We start from the raw sequence: 17,935 nt of genomic DNA on the forward strand, positions 1-17,935 counted from the left end.
TTGCGTTGTCCGCGCCGGACATAGCGAGGGCGCGCGGCCAGTAGATTGAGCGGCGGCGTGCCGCACCCCGGCGGGCACACGCCGTCAACGACGCAGGTCACATAGGGGGACAAGGGGCACCGGATGGACACCGAGGGCACGCACGACGCACCGCACACCGCTTCGCCGTCACCGCACGGAGCACACCGAGCCGAACCGACCGTGCCGCGCCCCGCGGCACCCGCCGCGCCTCCCACGATCCCCCCGCCACCCACGGCACCGCCGGCCGCAGGACCCGCGGCCGGGCCGCACGAGAGTGCCGAACCGCCGGTGCTCCGCTGGCTGCGCACCCCGCGCCCGGCCGCGGCGCCCGGCATCTGGACGTACGGCCACCGCCCGAAGGCCGCCGTCGACCCCGAACGCGCCCCGCTGCGGCAGCTGATCAGCGGCGCGGTGATCTCGTTCCTGTGCGGCTGGCTGCTCTGGTCGCTTTTGTGGAACAACTACCTCGGCAGCTACTGGCTGTGGCCGCTGCTGCTGTTCACGCCGGACTCCTGGCGGACGGCCGGCGGCAACACCGTCGCGTTCGCCTGGGCCACCTACCTGTACTACGGCCTGTTCGCGGTCCTCATGGTGTTCGTCTTCGGCCGCCTGGGCCGCTGGCGGGAGCTGGCCCGCAGGCTGGGCGGCCCGCTCGTCGCCCGCCTGCGCGAGCGCGCCCCGCCACCGTGCCCGAACCGGCGGCCGACCGCGCCCAGTGGCCCGAACTGCGGGCCGCGGGCGCCCCGGACGCCGCCGACAAACTGGCGGCCGAGGCCCGCGCGGGCCGGATGAACGACGTCGACGTCGCCCGGATCGAGCGCGCCTGGCTCTCGGTGCGGTCCGGCGCCCATTCGCTCGCCTCCTTCACCGACACCGTCCTGCGGCACGGCGCCGCCGCCTGCGCGCACCCCTCGGGGCGCCGCGACCTGCCCGGCAGGACCGCGCACCACGACCTCATCGCCCACCAGGTACGGATCGGCGTCGCGCCCGACCACCCGCGCAACCCGCCGCAGCACCGCGGCGCAGGACTCGCCCTGGAACCCCGCCTGTTGGGCACCTCGCTGCTGGCCGTCGGCCCCTCCGGCAGCGGCAAGACCAGCCGGGTGCTCAAGCCCGTCGTCGAGTCGATGTGCCTCCAGGCGCTCGCCGGGCAGTGCGCCGTCGTCGCCGTCGGCCCGGCCGGCGCCGATCTCGGCCCGGACGACGCCTTCGACGTGGTGGTACGCATCGGCCGCACCGGACAGGACAGCGACCTCGACCTGTACGGCGGCACCACCGACCCCGACGAGGCGGCCGGCATCCTGGCCGAGGCCCTGGTCGGCGACCTGCCCGACCACCAGCGGCGCGGCGCCACCGCGCTCGGCCAGCTCCTCGGCCCGTTCCGCGCCGCCCACGACCGCTTCCCCTCGGTCCCGGAACTGCGCGAACTCCTGGACGGCGCACCGGAGCCGACGGCCGCCCTGCGCGCCGCCCTGGAGAGCGCGGGCGCGGCGTCGCTGCTGCGCGAACTGGACGCCCGCACCCGGCAGTCGGAGCGGGCGGGCGACGTCGGCATGCTGCTCGCCGACCGCATCGCGCTGCTGGACCGGCCCGCCTTCGCCGGGTTCTTCGACCCCACGGGGCGCACCCGTCAGGTGTCGCTGCGCGCCGTCGACCACCCGCTGCGGGTCCGGATCGAACTCCCCGAGCGCGGCCACGCCGAGGCGTCGGGGATCCTCGCCCGGCTGATCCTCGCCCAGTTCACCGCATGCGCGGTGGCCCGCACCGACCGCTCGCTCTTCGCCTGCCTGGTGCTCGACGAGGCCGCCCCCGCCCTCACCACCGAGGCGCTGCGCGGCCTCCAGCGGCTGCGTTCGGCCAACGCCGGTGTGGTGCTGACCCTGCGCGCGCTGGACGACGTACCGGAAGGGCTGCGCAGCGCGCTGCTCGGCGCGGTCGGCTGCCGGATGGCCTTCGCCGGCGTGACGACCTGGGACGGCGCCAGGTTCGCCGAGGTGTGGGGCAAGGAGTGGGTGGAGACCCGTGATGTGACCGACCGTCAGATCATCGCGGACAGCGCCGCGGGCAAGGCGTTCCACATGTTCCGGCAGCTGGTCACGGGCAAGGCCGCCACCGCCAAGGCCATCACCGTCCGCACCGTCGAACGCGAACGCTGGTCCGCGTCCGACCTCGCCAACGCGGTCCCGCCCGGCCACGCGGTGCTGTCGGTGACGTCGGTGCGGGGGGAGCACGCGCCGCCGGTGCTGGTGGACCTCAGGGGCTGACCGGCGGGCGCGGGGCGGCCCGCGCCGCCGGGTCGCCTCAGTGCGCTCCCGGCTCCGCGGCGGCGTCCTCGGATGCCGCCGCGTACTGCGCCACCCCATGGCCGAACGACCAGTCGGCCGACGCGTTCTCGGTCACGGTGACGAGCACGTTCCGCGGCTCCGTTCCCGCGTGGGTGCGGGCGAGTTCGGCGATCCGCCGGTACAGCGCCCGCTTCTGCGCGTCCGGTCGGCCGGCGCGCATCGTGATCGCGATGTACACCACGCCGTCGTCCCGGTGTATGCCGAGGTAGTCGTCGTAGCGCAGGGTGCTGCGGGTGCCGTCGTGGCCGGTCAGGACCTGGAAGAGGTCGTCGGGCGGGAAGTTCATGGTCTCGGTCAGGGCCTGCTGCACGGCGCGGCTGAGCGCGTCGAGGCGGTCCCGGTCGCATCCGAGTGCGTCGATACGGACGAAGGGCATGTCGGTGCTCCTCCTTGCGGGGTGGTGGCATCAGGGGTGTGGCGCCGGGGCGCGTGCCGTGATCGTACATACCAGTAGGTACAGTCCGTCGGCGGGCCTCCGCCGTGGGTTCCCCGGCGCGGGCCCGGGGCCGGCCCGTCGGCGCCGGTTCCGAGACTGCCGCTCAACCCGCCACTGAGGCAGAATCGACAGCAGTCGTTCATACGGGACGGCGCAACACCCCGACGGCGACCGCCGCACCCCTGCACCGACGCCGCAATCGAAGGTCCCATGCCGCACACCCTCGCCTCCCTGGTCAACCACACCGCGCTCAAGCTGACCGTGCTCGCGGGCGAGGACCGCCTCGACGTACCCGTGCGCTGGGCGCACGCCAGCGAACTGATCGACCCGGTGCCCTACATGGAGGGCGGCGAACTGCTGCTGATCACCGCGCTGAAGCTGGACGCCGACGACGAGGCGACCGCGCGCAGCTACGTACGGCGGGTCGCGCGGGCCGGGGTGATCGGGCTCGGCTTCGCGGTCGGCGTCAACTACGAGGACGTGCCGCCGGCGCTCGTGGCGGCGGCGCGCGCGGCGGGACTGCCGCTGCTCGGTGTGCCCCGCAGGACCCCGTTCATCGCGATCAGCAAGGCCGTGTCGGCCGCCGTCGCCGCCGACCAGTACCGCGCGGTGACCGCCGGATTCGAGGCCCAGCGGGAGCTGACCCGGGCCGCGCTGAGCGCCGACGGCCCCGCCGAACTGCTGGCCAGGCTCGCCGCCCACCTCGACGGCTGGGCCGCCCTCTACGACGCGTCGGGCGCCGTCCTGGCCGCCGCACCCGACTGGGCCGCCCGCCGCGCCGCCCGGCTCGCAGGCGACGTCGCCCGGCTGCGCGAGCGGCCCGCCCCCGCCAGCGCCGTGGTCAGCGCCGCCGACGGCGACGACCGCGTCGAGCTCCAGTCGCTGGGCACCGGACGGCGGGCCCGCGGCGTCCTCGCCGTCGGCACCGGCGCGCCCCTGGGCACCGCGGAACGCTACGCCGTGCACTCCGCCGTCGCCCTGCTCACCCTCACCACCGAGCGGTCCCGCGCCCTCCAGGACGCGGAGGCGCGGCTCGGCTCCGCGGTGCTCAAGATGCTGCTGGCCGGCGAGCCCGACCACGCGCGGGCGGTCGCCGGGCGCCTCTACGGAGGGCTGCTGGACGCGCCGTTCCGGGTCGTGGTCGCCGAGTCCTTCGCCACCGACGACGCCCCCGCGCTGCCGGGACGGGCGCCGTCCGCCGTCCTGGAAGGGCTCGCCGACGCCATGGACTCGGCCGCCGCCCGCACCGGCGAGGCCGTACTCGCCGTCCCCGAGGGCGAGCGGCTGACGGCCCTGGTCGCCGACGGCGGCGGGGCGGCGGCGGCCTGCGCCCGCTACGCAGCGGCCACCGACGACCGGCTCGCGCAGCGGCCGAAGACCCGCGGCGACCGGACGGCGCGTGGCGGGGCGGCCCAGGGCGGCGAGGGTCTCGCCATCGGGCTGTCCGCGCCGACCGGGCCGGCGGCCACCGCCACCGCGCACCGCCAGGCCGAACAGGCCCAGTCCGTCGCCCGCCGCCGCGGCCGGGCGCTGATCGAGCACGAGGACGTGGCCGCCGGGTCCGTCCTGCCGCTGCTCGCCGACGACGCGGTGCGCGCCTTCGCCGACGGGCTGCTGCGCGCCCTGCGCGAGCACGACGCGACCGGCCGCGGCGACCTGGTGGCCTCGCTCCGCGCCTGGCTGTCCCGGCACGGCCAGTGGGACGCGGCAGCCGCCGACCTCGGCGTGCACCGGCACACGCTGCGCTACCGGATGCGGCGGGTGGAGGAGATTCTGGGCCGCTCGCTGGACGACGCGGACGTCCGGATGGAACTGTGGCTGGCCCTCAAGGCGACGGCGGGCCCGTCCGGCGACTGAGAGCCGGAGTCCGACGAGTGGAGTCCGACGAGCCGGAGTCCGACGAGCGGAGTCCGAGCGGCAGGTCCGGGGTGCCCCGACGGCACCGTCCGCGCCCCCGGGATCCCGCGCCCCGTCCACCGCGGAGAGACACGCGGGGCGATTACGCCGCTTCGGACAAACGCCACAGCGGCCCGGCGCCCCTACGGTGGGCGGAGTCGACAACGCGGAGCCGCTCCACGAGCCGCGCGCGCCACCCCACCACCTCGGAAGGGCCGGGATCCACTGTGCCGAACACTGCAGCCCCCACCGCCTTTTGGGTCGCCGGCCGGCAGGCCACCGGCGACACCACCTTCGACGTCACCTCCCCCTGGGACGGGCGTCTCGTCGGCACGGTGAGCGTTCCCACCGAGGCCCAGGTGGAGGAGGCCGTCGCCGCCTCCGTCGCCGTCCAGGACGAGTTCGCCGCCACCCCCGCACACGTCCGCGCCGCCGCGCTCGCGCACGTCGAGCGCCGGCTGGTGGAGCGCACCGAGGAGATCGCCCGGCTGATCTCCGCCGAGAACGGCAAGCCCATGAAGTGGGCCCGCGGCGAGGTCGGCCGCGCGGTCTCGGTCTTCCGCTTCGCGGCCGAGGAGGCCCGCCGCTTCAACGGCGGCGAGGCGCAGCGCCTGGACACCGACGCGGGCGGCGCCGGACGCCTCGCCCTGACCCGCCGCTTCCCGCGCGGCACGGTCCTGGGCATCGCCCCGTTCAACTTCCCGCTGAACCTCTGCGCCCACAAGATCGCCCCGGCCCTCGCCGCCGGCGTCCCGATCTTCCTCAAGCCGGCCCCCGCCACCCCGCTCTCCGGCCTCGTCATCGGCGAACTCCTCGCCGAGACCGACCTGCCCGCCGGCTCCTGGTCGATCCTCCCGGTGCCCAACGAGCGGATGGCGGCGCTGGTCCAGGACGAGCGGCTGCCGGTCATCTCCTTCACCGGATCCGAGAAGGTCGGCTACGACATCCTGGACTCGGTGCCGCGCAAGCACTGCACCCTGGAACTGGGCGGCAACGGCGCGGCCGTCGTCCTGCGGGACTTCGCCTCCGAAGCCGACCTGGACTGGGCGGCGCAGCGCATCGCCACCTTCTCCAACTACCAGGGCGGCCAGTCCTGCATCTCGGTGCAGCGGGTCATCGCCGACGCGCACGTCTACGACCGCCTGGTACCCAAGATCGTGGCGGCCGTCGACGCGCAGGTCACCGGCGACCCGTCCGACGAAGCGACCGAGGTCGGCCCGCTGGTCAGCGAGGCCGCCGCGCAGCGCGTGGAGAGCTGGGTCGACGAGGCCGTGCAGGCCGGCGCCAAGCTGCTGACCGGCGGCAAGCGCGACGGCGCCTCGTACACGCCGACGGTGCTCGCCGAACTGCCCGCCGACACCACGCTCGCCCGCGAGGAGGTCTTCGGCCCGGTGCTCTCGATCGTCAAGGCGGACGGCGAGGAGGCCGCTTTCGCCGCCGTGAACGACTCCAAGTACGGCCTCCAGGCAGGGGTGTTCACCCGCGACGTGCAGGCCGCGTTCCGGGCGCACCGTGCGCTGGAGGTGGGCGGCGTGATCATCGGTGACGTGCCGTCCTACCGCGCCGACCAGATGCCGTACGGCGGCGCCAAGCTCTCCGGCGTCGGCCGCGAGGGTGTCCGCTACGCCATGGACGACTACACCTACGAGCGGGTCCTGGTCCTGACCGGCCTGGACCTGTGAGCACCCGGGGCCGCTGAGACCGGCCCACCGCGTACGTCCGCGCGTACCCCCGACCGGCCTGGACCGGTGGACAGCACAACGGCCGCCCCCGAGGCCGTCACCTCCAGGCCCGCCGGTCCGTCCCGGGACCGGCCCCCGGCCGCGGCGCGCTCCGGCACCGTTCCGGAGCGCGCCGCGTCCCCCTGACGGCGCCCGCCGTCTCACCGGCCCAACGCACCCGCATCGCCGCACACCCCGGCCGCACCGGGCCCGCGGCCCTCCCGGAACGGCCGCGGCGCCCCGCCACCACTGGTGCAACCGGCGCAATTGGGGTAACCCTCACAAGTAGCACTTCCCGGCGGCCGACCGGCCCGCCGGGACGGCCGACACCCCGCGGCGAGGTGAGCTTGTGATGACCGCTCCGACCACCCGCAACGTCTCCGAGCGCGAGGCACGCCAGGTCGCCGAGGCGGCCCGCGAACAGGACTGGCGCAAGCCCAGCTTCGCCAAGGAACTGTTCCTGGGACGCTTCCGGCTCGACCTGATCCACCCGCACCCCAGCCCGGCAGCCGAGGACGTACGCCGCGGCGAGACCTTCCTGACCGCCCTGCGCACGTTCTGCGAGACACGGATCGACGGAGCGCGGATCGAGCGCGAGGGGCAGATCCCCGACGAGACCGTGAACGGCCTCAAGGAGATCGGCGCGCTCGGCATGAAGATCGACACCAAATACGGCGGTCTCGGCCTCACCCAGGTCTACTACAACAAGGCCCTCGCCCTGGTCGGCTCCGCCAGCCCCGCCGTCGGCGCCCTGCTCTCCGCACACCAGTCGATCGGCGTCCCGCAGCCCCTGAAGATCTTCGGCACCCAGGAGCAGAAGGACGCCTTCCTGCCGCGCTGCGCCCGCACCGACATCTCCGCCTTCCTGCTCACCGAGCCGGACGTGGGCTCGGACCCGGCCCGCCTGGCGACCACCGCCGTCCCCGACGGCGACGGATACGTCCTGGACGGCGTGAAACTGTGGACCACCAACGGCGTCATCGCCGACCTCCTGGTGGTGATGGCGCGGGTGCCGGCGACCCCGGGACACAAGGGCGGCATCACCGCCTTCGTCGTCGAGGCCACCTCGCCCGGCATCACCGTCGAGCAGCGCAACGCCTTCATGGGACTGCGCGGCCTGGAGAACGGTGTCACCCGCTTCCACGGGGTCAGGGTGCCGGCCGCGCAGCGCATCGGCCCCGAAGGTGCCGGCCTCAAGATCGCGCTGACCACGCTCAACACCGGGCGGCTCTCGCTGCCCGCGATGTGCGTGGGCTCGGGCAAGTGGTGCCTGAAGATCGCCAGGGAGTGGTCGGCGGCCCGCGAGCAGTGGGGCAGGCCGATCGCCGAACACGAGGCCGTCGGCACCAAGATCTCCTTCATCGCCGCCACCACCTTCGCCGTCGAAGCGGTGGTCGACCTCTCCTCCCAGATGGCCGACGAGAACCGCAACGACATCCGCATCGAGGCGGCGCTCGCCAAGCTCTACGGCTCCGAGATGGGCTGGCTGATGGCCGACGAACTGGTGCAGATCCGCGGCGGACGCGGCTTCGAGACCGCCGCCTCGCTGGCCGCCCGCGGCGAACGCGGCGTCCCCGCCGAGCAGTTGCTGCGCGACATGCGCATCAACCGCATCTTCGAGGGCTCCACGGAGATCATGCACCTGCTGATCGCCCGCGAGGCCGTCGACGCCCACCTCTCCGTCGCCGGCGACCTCATCGACCCCGAGAAGAGTCTCGGCGACAAGGGCAGGGCCGCCGCGAACGCGGGTCGCTTCTACGCGGGCTGGCTGCCCAGGCTCGTCGCAGGACCCGGCCAACTCCCGCGCAGCTACCAGGAGTTCGGCGTGCTCGCCGAACACCTGCGGTACGTCGAGCGGTCCTGCCGCAAGCTGGCCCGCGCCACCTTCTACGCCATGTCGCGCTGGCAGGGCCGGATGGAGACCAAGCAGGGCTTCCTGGGCCGGGTCGTCGACATCGGCGCGGAACTCTTCGCGATGAGCGCCGCCTGCGTACGCGCCGAGCACCTGCGCCTGTCGGGCGACCACGGCCGCGAGGCCCACCAACTGGCCGACACCTTCTGCCACCAGGCCAGGATCCGCGTCGACGAACTGTTCGGGCGGCTCTGGAACAACACCGACGCACCGGACCGCAAAGTCGTCTCCGGTGTCCTCGCCGGACGGTACGCGTGGCTGGAGGACGGCATCGTCGACCCCAGCGGCGAAGGCCCGTGGATCGCGGACGCCACACCGGGCCCGAGCGCCAAGGACAACGTCCACCGCACCGTCCGCCGCCCCGGCACGACGTAGCCCGCACCGCGCCCGTACGGGGAATCCCGCCCCGTACGGGCGCCCGGGACACCCGCCGTACGGGATGCCCGCAGCCCGTCCCGGAGCGCCCGGAGCCGCCGCGCGCCGGTCCGTGCGCCGCTTGCGCGCACCCGGTCGCCGACGCGGTGCCCACGCCGCCCCGGCGACCGGCCACAATGGACCGCATGACGGACTCCCTCGCCCATCCGCACCTGCGTTTCACACCGGCTCCCGCCGACCCCGGAGCGCAGCACGGCCCCCGCGACATCGTGATCCTCGGCTCGACCGGCTCCATCGGCACCCAGGCGATCGACATCGTGCGGCGCAACCCCGACCGCTTCCGGGTGACCGCGCTCTCCGCGGCCGGCGGCCGGGTCGAGCCGCTCGCCGAGCAGGCGCACGAACTGCGGGTACGCGCCGTCGCCGTGGCCCGCCAGGAGACGGTGCCCGCGCTGCGCGAGGCGCTCACGGCGCGCTACGGCGCGGGGGAGCCGCTGCCCGAGATCCTCGCCGGCCCCGACGCGGCCACCGACCTCGCCGCCTCCGCCTGCCACACCGTCCTCAACGGCATCACCGGCTCCATCGGCCTCGCCCCCACGCTCGCCGCCCTCCGGGCAGGACGGGTGCTCGCGCTCGCCAACAAGGAATCGCTGATCGCCGGCGGCCCGCTGGTCAAGGCAGCCGCCGCACCCGGCCAGATCATCCCCGTCGACTCCGAGCACTCCGCGCTGTTCCAGGCGCTGACCGGCGGCGCACGCGAGGAGGTCCGCAAGCTCGTCGTCACCGCGTCCGGCGGCCCGTTCCGCGGACGCACCAGGCGCGAACTCGCCGACGTCACCCCCGAGCAGGCCCTGGCCCACCCCACCTGGTCCATGGGGCCCGTCGTCACGATCAACTCGTCGACCCTCGTCAACAAGGGCCTCGAAGTCATCGAGGCCCATCTGCTGTTCGACGTGCCGTTCGACCGCATCGAGGTCGTCGTCCATCCGCAGTCCTACATCCACTCGATGGTGGAGTTCACCGACGGCTCCACCCTCGCCCAGGCCAGCCCGCCCGACATGCGGATGCCGATCGCGCTGGGCATGGGCTGGCCGCACCGTGTCCCGGACGCCGCACCGGGAGTGGACTGGACGAAGGCCACGAGCTGGGAGTTCTTCCCGCTCGACGAGAAGGCGTTCCCCTCCGTCCCGCTGGCCTGCCACGTCGGCGGCCTCGGCGGCACCGCACCGGCCGTCTTCAACGCCGCGAACGAGGAATGCGTCGACGCATTCCTCCACGGCGGGCTGCCGTTCACAGGGATTGTGGATACGGTCGCCGAAGTGGTCGCCGAACACGCGACGCCCGAGCGGGGAACTTCTCTCACGGTCGCGGACGTCCTGGAGGCGGAGACCTGGGCGCGCGCCCGCGCCCGCGAACTGGCCGCCCGAGCGGCCCGTACCCCTTCGGAGGCTCGCGCATGACGACCTGGATGACCATCCTCGGCATAGTCGTCTTCGTCGTCGGCCTGCTGTTCTCCATCGCCTGGCACGAACTCGGCCACCTCTCCACGGCCAAGATGTTCGGCATCCGCGTGCCGCAGTACATGGTGGGCTTCGGGCCGACGATCTTCTCCCGCAAGAAGGGCGACACCGAGTACGGCATCAAGGCCGTCCCGCTCGGCGGCTACATCCGCATGATCGGCATGTTCCCGCCGGGCGACGACGGAAAGCTCCAGGCCCGCTCCACCTCCCCGTGGCGCGGCATGATCGAGGACGCCAGGTCCGCCGCCTTCGAAGAGCTCCAGGAGGGCGACGAGAAGCGGCTGTTCTACACGCGCAAGCCGTGGAAGCGCGTCATCGTGATGTTCGCCGGGCCGTTCATGAACCTGATCCTCGCGGTCGTGATCTTCATGAGCGTGCTGATGGGCTTCGGCATCAACACCGCGACCACCCAGGTCGGCACGGTGCAGGACTGCGTCGTCGCGGCATCCGCGAAGACCGACAAGTGCCCAGCCAAGGCCAAGGACTCCCCGGCCAAGGCCGCCGGTCTGCGGGCCGGCGACCGCATCGTCGCCTTCAACGGCCACGCCATCCCCGACTGGGACACCCTCCAGCAGCAGATCCGCGTCACCACCGGACCCGCCACCGTCGTCGTCGAGCGGGACGGCGCCCGCCGCACCCTGCACGCCGACCTCATCGAGAACAAGGTCGCCAAGACCGACGGCCGCGGCGGCTACGTCGCCGGCGAGTACGTCACCGCCGGATTCCTCGGCTTCACCCCGGCCAGCGGCATCGTCCCGCAGTCCTTCGGACAGTCCGTCGACCGCATGGGCAACATGGTCGAGCAGGGCGTCGAATCCCTCGTCAACCTGCCCGCCAAGGTCCCGGACCTGTGGAACGCGGCCTTCAACGGCGGCGAGCGCAAGCAGGACTCCCCGATGGGCGTCGTCGGCGCCGCACGCGTCGGCGGCGAGGTCTTCTCCCTCAACATCCCACCGGAGCAGCGCGTCGCCACGATGCTCTTCCTGGTCGCGGGCTTCAACCTCTCGCTGTTCCTTTTCAACATGCTCCCGCTGCTCCCCCTGGACGGCGGGCACATCGCCGGCGCCCTGTGGGAGTCGATCCGCCGGGCCTTCGCCAAGGTCGTCCGCAGGCCGGACCCCGGACCGTTCGACGTCGCCAAGCTGATGCCGGTCGCCTACGTCGTCGCAGGTGTGTTCATCTGCTTCACCCTGCTCGTGCTCGTCGCCGACGTCGTCAACCCCGTCACCCTCACCGGGTAGCGCAAAGCAGCAGGTCGGGCAGGTGGCGGCCGGATGCCCCGCAAGCGGAGGCGGGGCATCCGGCCGCCGACATACCCCGTGGCAGGAGGGCAGGATGTGCCTCGGGGAACCTCGGTGCCGTAATCTCGGAGGCCGGAGCCCGCCGAATTCGGGACCTAGATCCACACCTTGGGGTTGCTCGCCAGATGACTGCCATTTCACTGGGAATGCCGGACGTACCGACCAAGCTTGCCGACCGCAGGGTCAGCCGCAAGATTCAGGTCGGCACGGTCGCCGTGGGCGGAGACGCACCGGTCTCGGTGCAGTCGATGACCACCACGCGGACCTCCGACATCGGCGCGACGCTGCAGCAGATCGCGGAACTGACCGCCTCCGGCTGCCAGATCGTCCGCGTCGCCTGCCCGACCCAGGACGACGCCGACGCGCTGCCCGTGATCGCCAGGAAGTCCCAGATCCCGGTGATCGCGGACATTCACTTCCAGCCCAAGTACGTCTTCGCCGCGATCGACGCGGGCTGCGCCGCGGTACGCGTCAACCCCGGCAACATCAAGCAGTTCGACGACAAGGTCAAGGAGATCGCCAAGGCGGCGTCCGCGGCCGGTACGCCCATCCGGATCGGCGTCAACGCCGGCTCGCTGGACGCCCGACTGCTCGCCAAGTACGGCAAGGCCACCCCCGAGGCGCTGGTCGAGTCCGCACTGTGGGAAGCCTCCCTCTTCGAGGAGCACGGCTTCCGCGACATCAAGATCTCGGTCAAGCACAACGACCCGGTCGTGATGGTCAACGCCTACCGCCAGCTCGCCGCGCAGAGCGACTACCCGCTGCACCTCGGCGTCACCGAAGCGGGCCCCGCCTTCCAGGGCACCATCAAGTCCGCGGTCGCCTTCGGCGCGCTGCTCTCCGAAGGCATCGGCGACACCATCCGCGTCTCGCTCTCCGCGCCGCCCGCCGAAGAGGTCAAGGTCGGCCTCCAGATCCTGGAGTCCCTCAACCTCAAGCCCCGCCGCCTGGAGATCGTCTCCTGCCCGTCCTGCGGCCGTGCCCAGGTGGACGTCTACAAGCTCGCCGACGAGGTCACCGCGGGTCTGGAGGGCATGGAGGTGCCGCTGCGCGTCGCCGTCATGGGCTGCGTCGTCAACGGTCCGGGCGAGGCCCGCGAGGCCGACCTCGGCGTCGCGTCCGGCAACGGCAAGGGCCAGATCTTCGTCAAGGGCGAGGTCATCAAGACCGTCCCTGAGTCGAAGATCGTGGAGACCCTCATCGAAGAGGCGCTGAAGATCGCCGAGCAGATGGAGAAGGACGGCGTGATGTCCGGCGAGCCCGTCGTCACCGCCGCCGGCTGAACCGCCGCACCCGCACGGCCGCAGCGCCCGAGCCCCGCCACCCCCGCACCGGGGTGGCGGGGCTCATGCGCAGCTCCATAGGAACCTCCCCGCGACGGGAGGTAAAGTGCCAAGACCTGCTCTTGCCTGGCCTCCCAGGCCCGCACCGGTGAGGCTTTCCGACACGTGCTGACGACCACCACCATCAAGGTTCTGGAGCCCGGGGAGCTCGACGACGCCCTCGCGGTCCTGGACCGCGACCCGGTCGCCAACGCCTTCGTTGCCGCCCGCGTCCAGGTCGCCGGACTCGACCCCTGGCGGCTCGGCGGCGAGATGTGGGGCTGGTACGTCGGCGGCCGGCTGGAATCCCTCTGCTACGCCGGCGCCAACCTCGTCCCCGTCTGCGCCACCCCCGAAGCCGTCCGCGGCTTCGCCGAACGCGCCCGCCGCCAGGGCCGCCGCTGCTCCTCCATCGTCGGCCCCGCGGGCCCCACCGCCGAACTGTGGTCGCTCCTGGAGCCCTCCTGGGGCCCGGCCCGCGAGGTCCGCGCACAGCAGCCCCTCATGGTCACCGCTTCGCCGTCCGCCGACATCGCCCCCGACCCGTACGTACGGCGGATCCGCAAGAACGAGATGGACGTGATCATGCCCGCGTGTGTGGCCATGTTCACCGAAGAGGTCGGCATCTCCCCGATGGCAGGCGACGGCGGCCTCCTCTACCAGGCCCGGATCGCCGAACTGGTCGGCGCCGGCCGCTCCTTCGCCCGCATCGAGGACGGCAAGGTCGTCTTCAAGGCCGAGATCGGCGCCGCCACCACCCGCGCCTGCCAGATCCAGGGCGTCTGGGTCGACCCCGCACACCGCGGCGAGGGCCTCTCCGAGACCGGCATGGCCGCCGTCCTGCAGTACGCGCTCAACGACGTCGCACCCGTCGTCAGCCTCTACGTCAACGACTTCAACCACGCGGCCCGCGCCGCCTACCGCAGGGTCGGCTTCCAGGAGGTCGGCGCCTTCATGAGCGTGCTGTTCTGACCCCGCGCCTTGTACGCTCCCGACCATGGATGACGTAGCGGTCGGCCCCCTCGATCTCGCCGCCCGCGTGGACGACGCGCTCGCGGTCCAGGCCCGTGCCTTCGGCCTGTCCGACGACGAGGTCGCCATCCGCCGCCAGATCGTGCTGCGCCACCTCAACTGCCCCGGCGCCCGCGCACTCGGCGCGACCACCCCCGCGGGACGCCTCGTCGGCTTCATCTACGGCATGCCCAACGACCGCGCCCACTGGTGGTCCACCGTCGTCGAGCCCTACCTGCGCAGCGAACACCTCGACCACTGGCTGGACGACTCCTTCGTCATCACCGAACTCCACGTCCACCCCGCCTACCAGCACCGCGGCATCGGACGGCGGCTGATCACGGGCCTCACCGACACCGCCCGCCAGCCCCGCAGCATCCTCTCCGCCATCGACACCGAAAGCCCCGCCAGGAGCCTGTACCGCTCCCTCGGCTACCGGGACATCGCCCGCCGCGTCCTCTTCCCCAGCGCCCCGACCCCGTACGCCGTCATGGGCGCACCCCTGCCGCTGCTCCGCCCCTGACGGCCCGCGCGGCCCCCGCGGACGCGCCCCGCCGGCCCCCGCGGCGCCCAACCCATTTCCTTGCGCCACACCCAGGCGGCTAACCTCCAGGGAGTCACCTTTCTTACGCAGGAGAAATTCCCATGGCCAACGCCGCTCACGTCCAGCGCATGTCCCGATTGATGATCAAGACGCTGCGTGACGACCCGGCCGACGCCGAGACCGCCAGCCACAAGCTGCTGGTGCGCGCCGGGTACGTCCGCCGCACCTCCGCCGGCATCTGGACCTGGCTGCCGCTGGGCAAGAAGGTCCTGGAGAACGTCTCCCGCATCGTCCGGGAAGAGATGGACGCCATCGGCGGCCAGGAAGTCCTGCTGCCCGCGCTGCTCCCCAAGGAGCCGTACGAGACCAGCGGACGCTGGGAGGAGTACGGCGACCTGCTCTTCCGCCTCAAGGACCGCAAGGGCTCCGACTACCTCCTCGGCCCCACCCACGAAGAGATCTTCACCCTCACGGTCAAGGACCAGTGCACGTCCTACAAGGACCTGCCGGTGATCCTCTACCAGATCCAGACCAAGTACCGCGACGAGGCCCGCCCCCGCTCCGGCGTGCTCCGTGGCCGCGAGTTCCAGATGAAGGACTCGTACAGCTTCGACACCACCGACGAGGGCCTGGCCGAGTCCTACGCCCTGCACCGCGAGGCGTACACCAAGATCTTCGCGCGGCTCGGCCTGGACTACCGCATCGTCTCCGCCGTCTCCGGCGCCATGGGCGGCTCCGCGTCCGAGGAGTTCCTGGCCCCCGCCGCGGCCGGCGAGGACACCTTCGTGGACTGCCCCTCCTGCGACTACGCCGCGAACACCGAGGCCGTCACGGTCAAGGTCACCCCGGTCGAAGGCGCCGACCACGGCCCCGTCGAGGAGCTGGACACCCCCGACACCCCGACCATCGAGTCGCTCGCCGCGCACCTGGGCGTCCCGGCATCGGCCACCCTCAAGAACCTCCTCGTCAAGGTCGACGGCGAGATCGTCGCCGTCGGCGTCCCCGGCGACCGCGAGGTCGACCTCGGCAAGCTCGGCGAGCACCTCGCGCCCGCCACCGTCGAACTGGTCACCGCCGAGGACTTCACCGACCGCCCCGACCTGGTCCGCGGCTACGTCGGCCCGCAGGGCATGGCCGGCAAGGCGTTCCGCTTCATCGCCGACCCGCGCATCGCCCCCGGCACCGCCTGGGTCACCGGCGCCAACAAGCAGGGCATGCACGCGAAGAACGTCGTCGCCGGCCGTGACTTCGAGGTCGACGAGCACCTCGACGTGGTCGTCGTCGAGCCCGGCGACCCGTGCCCCCGGTGCGGCGCCGGCCTGCGCATCGACCGCGCCATCGAGATCGGCCACATCTTCCAGCTCGGCCGCAAGTACGCGGACGCCTTCGAGCTCGACGTGCTCGGCCAGAACGGCAAGCCCGCCCGCGTCACCATGGGCTCGTACGGCATCGGCGTCTCCCGCGCGGTGGCCGCGCTCGCCGAGCAGACGCACGACGAGTCCGGCCTGTGCTGGCCCCGTGAGGTCGCACCGGCCGACGTGCACGTCGTCGCCGCAGGCAAGGCCAAGCAGACCGAACTCGCCCTGGAGATCGGCGAGAAGCTCGGCGCGGCCGGCCTGCGGGTGCTCGTCGACGACCGGGCCGGTGTCTCGCCCGGCGTGAAGTTCACCGACGCGGAGCTGGTCGGCATCCCGACCATCGTGGTCGCCGGGCGCCGTGCGGGCGAGGGCGTCGTCGAGGTCAAGGACCGGCGTACGGGCGAGCGCGAGGAGCTGACGGTCGACGAGGCGGTCGCCAGGCTCGGCGCGTAACGGGCTCTCGCGGGGCCGGGCGGGGCGATGCCCCGGCCGGCCCCGCTTTTGCGTGGTCCGGCGGGGCGGGTTTTGCGTGGTCCGGCGGGGCGGGCGTGTCCGGTGCCCGCTGTGGGCTCAGGCCGCGTCCGCTCGTGGCACCGTCACAGCCACGTCGCGAACTCCAGCAGCAGCTCCCCGCGCTGCCGGTCGCCGGTCGCCGCCTCCCGCACCCCCGCGGCCACCGCGCGGTACAGCGTCCAGTCGCGGAGCCGGTCGCGGTCCACCTCCAGCGAGTCGGCCAGCTTCGCCACCCGGCGGCGGGTCGCCGCGGCGGCCCCCGACCCGGCCGCCAGATCCTCGAAACGGTCCAGAACCAGCGCCGCCAGGTCGTACGCCCGCTCGCCCACCACCGGCGCGGGGCCGATGGCCAGCCAAGGGGTCCGCTCCCCGGCCAGCACCTTGCCCTGCCGGAAGGCGCCGTGCAGCAAGAACTCCTCCGTGGCGCCGGACGGCAGGTCGCGGCGGAGGCCGATCGCCTGCTCCACCAGCGGGGCAGCCGCGCTGACGACCGTGCCCGCCGCGTGCAGCGCCGCGACCGCCTCGTCCGTGCGGCCGGACAGCGTCGCGAAGGGGTGCCCGTCGCCCGGCGGCACCCACAGGCGCCGTACCGTTCCTGCGGCCTCCAGGAGCGCCTTTGCCTCCGGCAGCGAGCGCAGCGACACCGCGCCCTGCAACCGCTCCAGCAGCAGCGCGCCATCGGTGTCGGCCGACCGCAGCAGGCGCACCGCGCCCCAGCCGTCCCACCGGCGCAGGGCCGCGGCCTCGTGCGCGGGCGTGCGGCCCGGCACGGGGAACTTGAGCGCCGCCGGTGTCCCGTCCGGCAGGCGGACGAGCGCGACCAGACTGCCGCGGCCCCCGGGGGTGTCCACCCTCTCCAGCGTCAACTCCCAGGCGTCCAGCCGCTGCTGAACCACCGTCGGCAGCGCGGCCAGCCAATCCCGTACGGGGGCGGCCGGGTCGCTGCCCAGGGAGTTCACCAACCGCTGCGGCGGTTCGACGGGTGCGGTTGCCATGCCTTCGCTGTCCCTTTCCTGGGAGGTGGCCGGGGTCCGGTGGTCGGGCCGGGGGCGGCCCGGTGGTCAGAGTGCGTTCGCGGATGCGCTCGCGGACGGCGAAGAGGGGCTGGCCGCGGCCCGTTCCGCGAGCCCAGGGAAGGCTACGCCGCTGCCGCGCCAGCGCACCGCGCGCACTGCCGCCTCACGGAGTGCGGCGGCGGCCTCCTCGCGGCCGGCCTTGCCGCCGTCGCGCACGAGGTCCGCGTAGACGGCGGCGACGCGGTCCTCCAGATCGGCGGCGAGGCGGGTCGCGGCGGCGGCGTCCGGCACGGGGAAGGGCAGCTCGTACGCGGCGGCTGCGGGGTGGGGTTTGCCGCCCAGGTCGCGGACGGTGCGGCGGAGGGCGTCGCGGCGGGCGCGGTGGGCGTCGTAGGCGGCGCGGGCCTCTGTGCGGCGGGCCTCGGTGATACGGCCGCCGACTACGCCGTAGCCGTAGACGGCGGCGTGTTCGGCGTCTAGGGCGGCCTGGGTGGCGGTGAGTTCGGGGTGGGGCGGGGGCATGGGGCGGCCTTTCGGGGTGGTCGGGGACCGGCTGGGGTGGGTGCTTGGTGTTGGTGGGTGGGGGTGGGTCGGAGGGGCCGCACCGGGTCGTCTCCTCGACGCATGTGCCCTTGGGTAGATCG

At 73.3% G+C, this 17,935-nt stretch carries 12 protein-coding genes and 1 pseudogene; 10 read left to right on the forward strand and 3 right to left on the reverse strand.

Going from position 1 to position 17,935, the window contains the following annotated elements; translation table 11 throughout:
* Window positions 1-123: 123 nt before the first annotated feature.
* Window positions 124-2,285, forward strand: a pseudogene (locus ACIBK8_RS03205) (ATP-binding protein).
* Between the two features lie 37 nt (window positions 2,286-2,322).
* Here the strand turns inward: ACIBK8_RS03205 and ACIBK8_RS03210 are convergent.
* Window positions 2,323-2,742 carry a tautomerase family protein gene (locus tag ACIBK8_RS03210; protein ID WP_399039758.1) on the reverse strand — a complete coding sequence of 140 codons (420 nt, stop codon included), beginning with the start codon at window positions 2,740-2,742 and terminating at the stop codon, window positions 2,323-2,325.
* Between the two features lie 270 nt (window positions 2,743-3,012).
* On the opposite strand from ACIBK8_RS03210, the gene ACIBK8_RS03215 reads away from it, so the two are divergent.
* The 9 genes from ACIBK8_RS03215 (at window position 3,013) to ACIBK8_RS03255 (ending at window position 16,215) form a co-directional block, all read left to right on the forward strand.
* Complete coding sequence (locus tag ACIBK8_RS03215) at window positions 3,013-4,659, forward strand: PucR family transcriptional regulator (RefSeq protein WP_399039759.1); 1,647 nt, start codon at window positions 3,013-3,015, stop codon at window positions 4,657-4,659.
* Window positions 4,660-4,925: 266 nt separating this feature from the next.
* Window positions 4,926-6,380: an aldehyde dehydrogenase family protein gene (locus ACIBK8_RS03220; RefSeq protein WP_399039760.1), complete on the forward strand. Its 1,455-nt coding sequence runs from the start codon at window positions 4,926-4,928 to the stop codon at window positions 6,378-6,380.
* Window positions 6,381-6,771: 391 nt separating this feature from the next.
* Complete coding sequence (locus ACIBK8_RS03225; RefSeq protein WP_399039761.1) at window positions 6,772-8,706, forward strand: acyl-CoA dehydrogenase family protein; 1,935 nt, start codon at window positions 6,772-6,774, stop codon at window positions 8,704-8,706.
* A 185-nt stretch (window positions 8,707-8,891) separates the two neighbouring features.
* Entirely contained in the window at window positions 8,892-10,166 is a 1,275-nt protein-coding gene (dxr, locus tag ACIBK8_RS03230) for a 1-deoxy-D-xylulose-5-phosphate reductoisomerase (protein WP_399039762.1), read from the forward strand.
* Entirely contained in the window at window positions 10,163-11,467 is a 1,305-nt protein-coding gene (locus ACIBK8_RS03235) for a M50 family metallopeptidase (RefSeq protein WP_399039763.1), read from the forward strand. The genes dxr and ACIBK8_RS03235 overlap by 4 nt, the downstream gene beginning before the upstream one ends.
* Window positions 11,468-11,652: 185 nt before the next feature.
* Window positions 11,653-12,810, forward strand: a complete 1,158-nt coding sequence (ispG, locus tag ACIBK8_RS03240; RefSeq protein WP_227047849.1) for a flavodoxin-dependent (E)-4-hydroxy-3-methylbut-2-enyl-diphosphate synthase — start codon at window positions 11,653-11,655, stop codon at window positions 12,808-12,810.
* Between the two features lie 165 nt (window positions 12,811-12,975).
* Window positions 12,976-13,821 carry a GNAT family N-acetyltransferase gene (locus tag ACIBK8_RS03245; protein ID WP_399039765.1) on the forward strand — a complete coding sequence of 282 codons (846 nt, stop codon included), beginning with the start codon at window positions 12,976-12,978 and terminating at the stop codon, window positions 13,819-13,821.
* Between the two features lie 25 nt (window positions 13,822-13,846).
* Complete coding sequence (locus ACIBK8_RS03250; protein WP_399039767.1) at window positions 13,847-14,383, forward strand: GNAT family N-acetyltransferase; 537 nt, start codon at window positions 13,847-13,849, stop codon at window positions 14,381-14,383.
* A gap of 122 nt (window positions 14,384-14,505) precedes the next feature.
* The gene (locus ACIBK8_RS03255; protein ID WP_399039768.1) at window positions 14,506-16,215 is read left to right on the forward strand and encodes a proline--tRNA ligase; all 1,710 of its coding nucleotides are present in this window, start codon (window positions 14,506-14,508) and stop codon (window positions 16,213-16,215) included.
* A 143-nt stretch (window positions 16,216-16,358) separates the two neighbouring features.
* On the opposite strand, the gene ACIBK8_RS03260 is transcribed toward ACIBK8_RS03255, so the two are convergent.
* Together ACIBK8_RS03260 and ACIBK8_RS03265 are read right to left on the reverse strand one after the other, a co-directional pair.
* Window positions 16,359-17,270, reverse strand: a complete 912-nt coding sequence (locus ACIBK8_RS03260) for an aminoglycoside phosphotransferase family protein (RefSeq protein ID WP_399039769.1) — start codon at window positions 17,268-17,270, stop codon at window positions 16,359-16,361.
* Between the two features lie 66 nt (window positions 17,271-17,336).
* Window positions 17,337-17,813, reverse strand: coding sequence for a ferritin-like domain-containing protein (locus ACIBK8_RS03265; RefSeq protein WP_399039770.1), 477 nt, complete (start codon window positions 17,811-17,813; stop codon window positions 17,337-17,339).
* Between the last annotated feature and the right edge of the window lie 122 nt (window positions 17,814-17,935).

Origin of the sequence: Streptomyces sp. NPDC050161, assembly GCF_044460025.1 — a bacterium.
Lineage (GTDB): Bacteria > Actinomycetota > Actinomycetes > Streptomycetales > Streptomycetaceae > Streptomyces.

Excerpts from the sequence above, each read along its gene's own strand:
- ACIBK8_RS03265 (WP_399039770.1), bottom strand. The coding sequence starts at position 17,813 with ATGCCCCCGCCCCACCCCGAACTCACCGCCACCCAGGCCGCCCTAGAC.
- ACIBK8_RS03210 (WP_399039758.1), bottom strand. The coding sequence starts at position 2,742 with ATGCCCTTCGTCCGTATCGACGCACTCGGATGCGACCGGGACCGCCTC.
- ACIBK8_RS03235 (WP_399039763.1), top strand. The coding sequence starts at position 10,163 with ATGACGACCTGGATGACCATCCTCGGCATAGTCGTCTTCGTCGTCGGC.
- ACIBK8_RS03260 (WP_399039769.1), bottom strand. The coding sequence starts at position 17,270 with ATGGCAACCGCACCCGTCGAACCGCCGCAGCGGTTGGTGAACTCCCTG.
- ACIBK8_RS03215 (WP_399039759.1), top strand. The coding sequence starts at position 3,013 with ATGCCGCACACCCTCGCCTCCCTGGTCAACCACACCGCGCTCAAGCTG.
- dxr (WP_399039762.1), top strand. The coding sequence starts at position 8,892 with ATGACGGACTCCCTCGCCCATCCGCACCTGCGTTTCACACCGGCTCCC.
- ispG (WP_227047849.1), top strand. The coding sequence starts at position 11,653 with ATGACTGCCATTTCACTGGGAATGCCGGACGTACCGACCAAGCTTGCC.
- ACIBK8_RS03250 (WP_399039767.1), top strand. The coding sequence starts at position 13,847 with ATGGATGACGTAGCGGTCGGCCCCCTCGATCTCGCCGCCCGCGTGGAC.
- ACIBK8_RS03255 (WP_399039768.1), top strand. The coding sequence starts at position 14,506 with ATGGCCAACGCCGCTCACGTCCAGCGCATGTCCCGATTGATGATCAAG.
- ACIBK8_RS03225 (WP_399039761.1), top strand. The coding sequence starts at position 6,772 with ATGACCGCTCCGACCACCCGCAACGTCTCCGAGCGCGAGGCACGCCAG.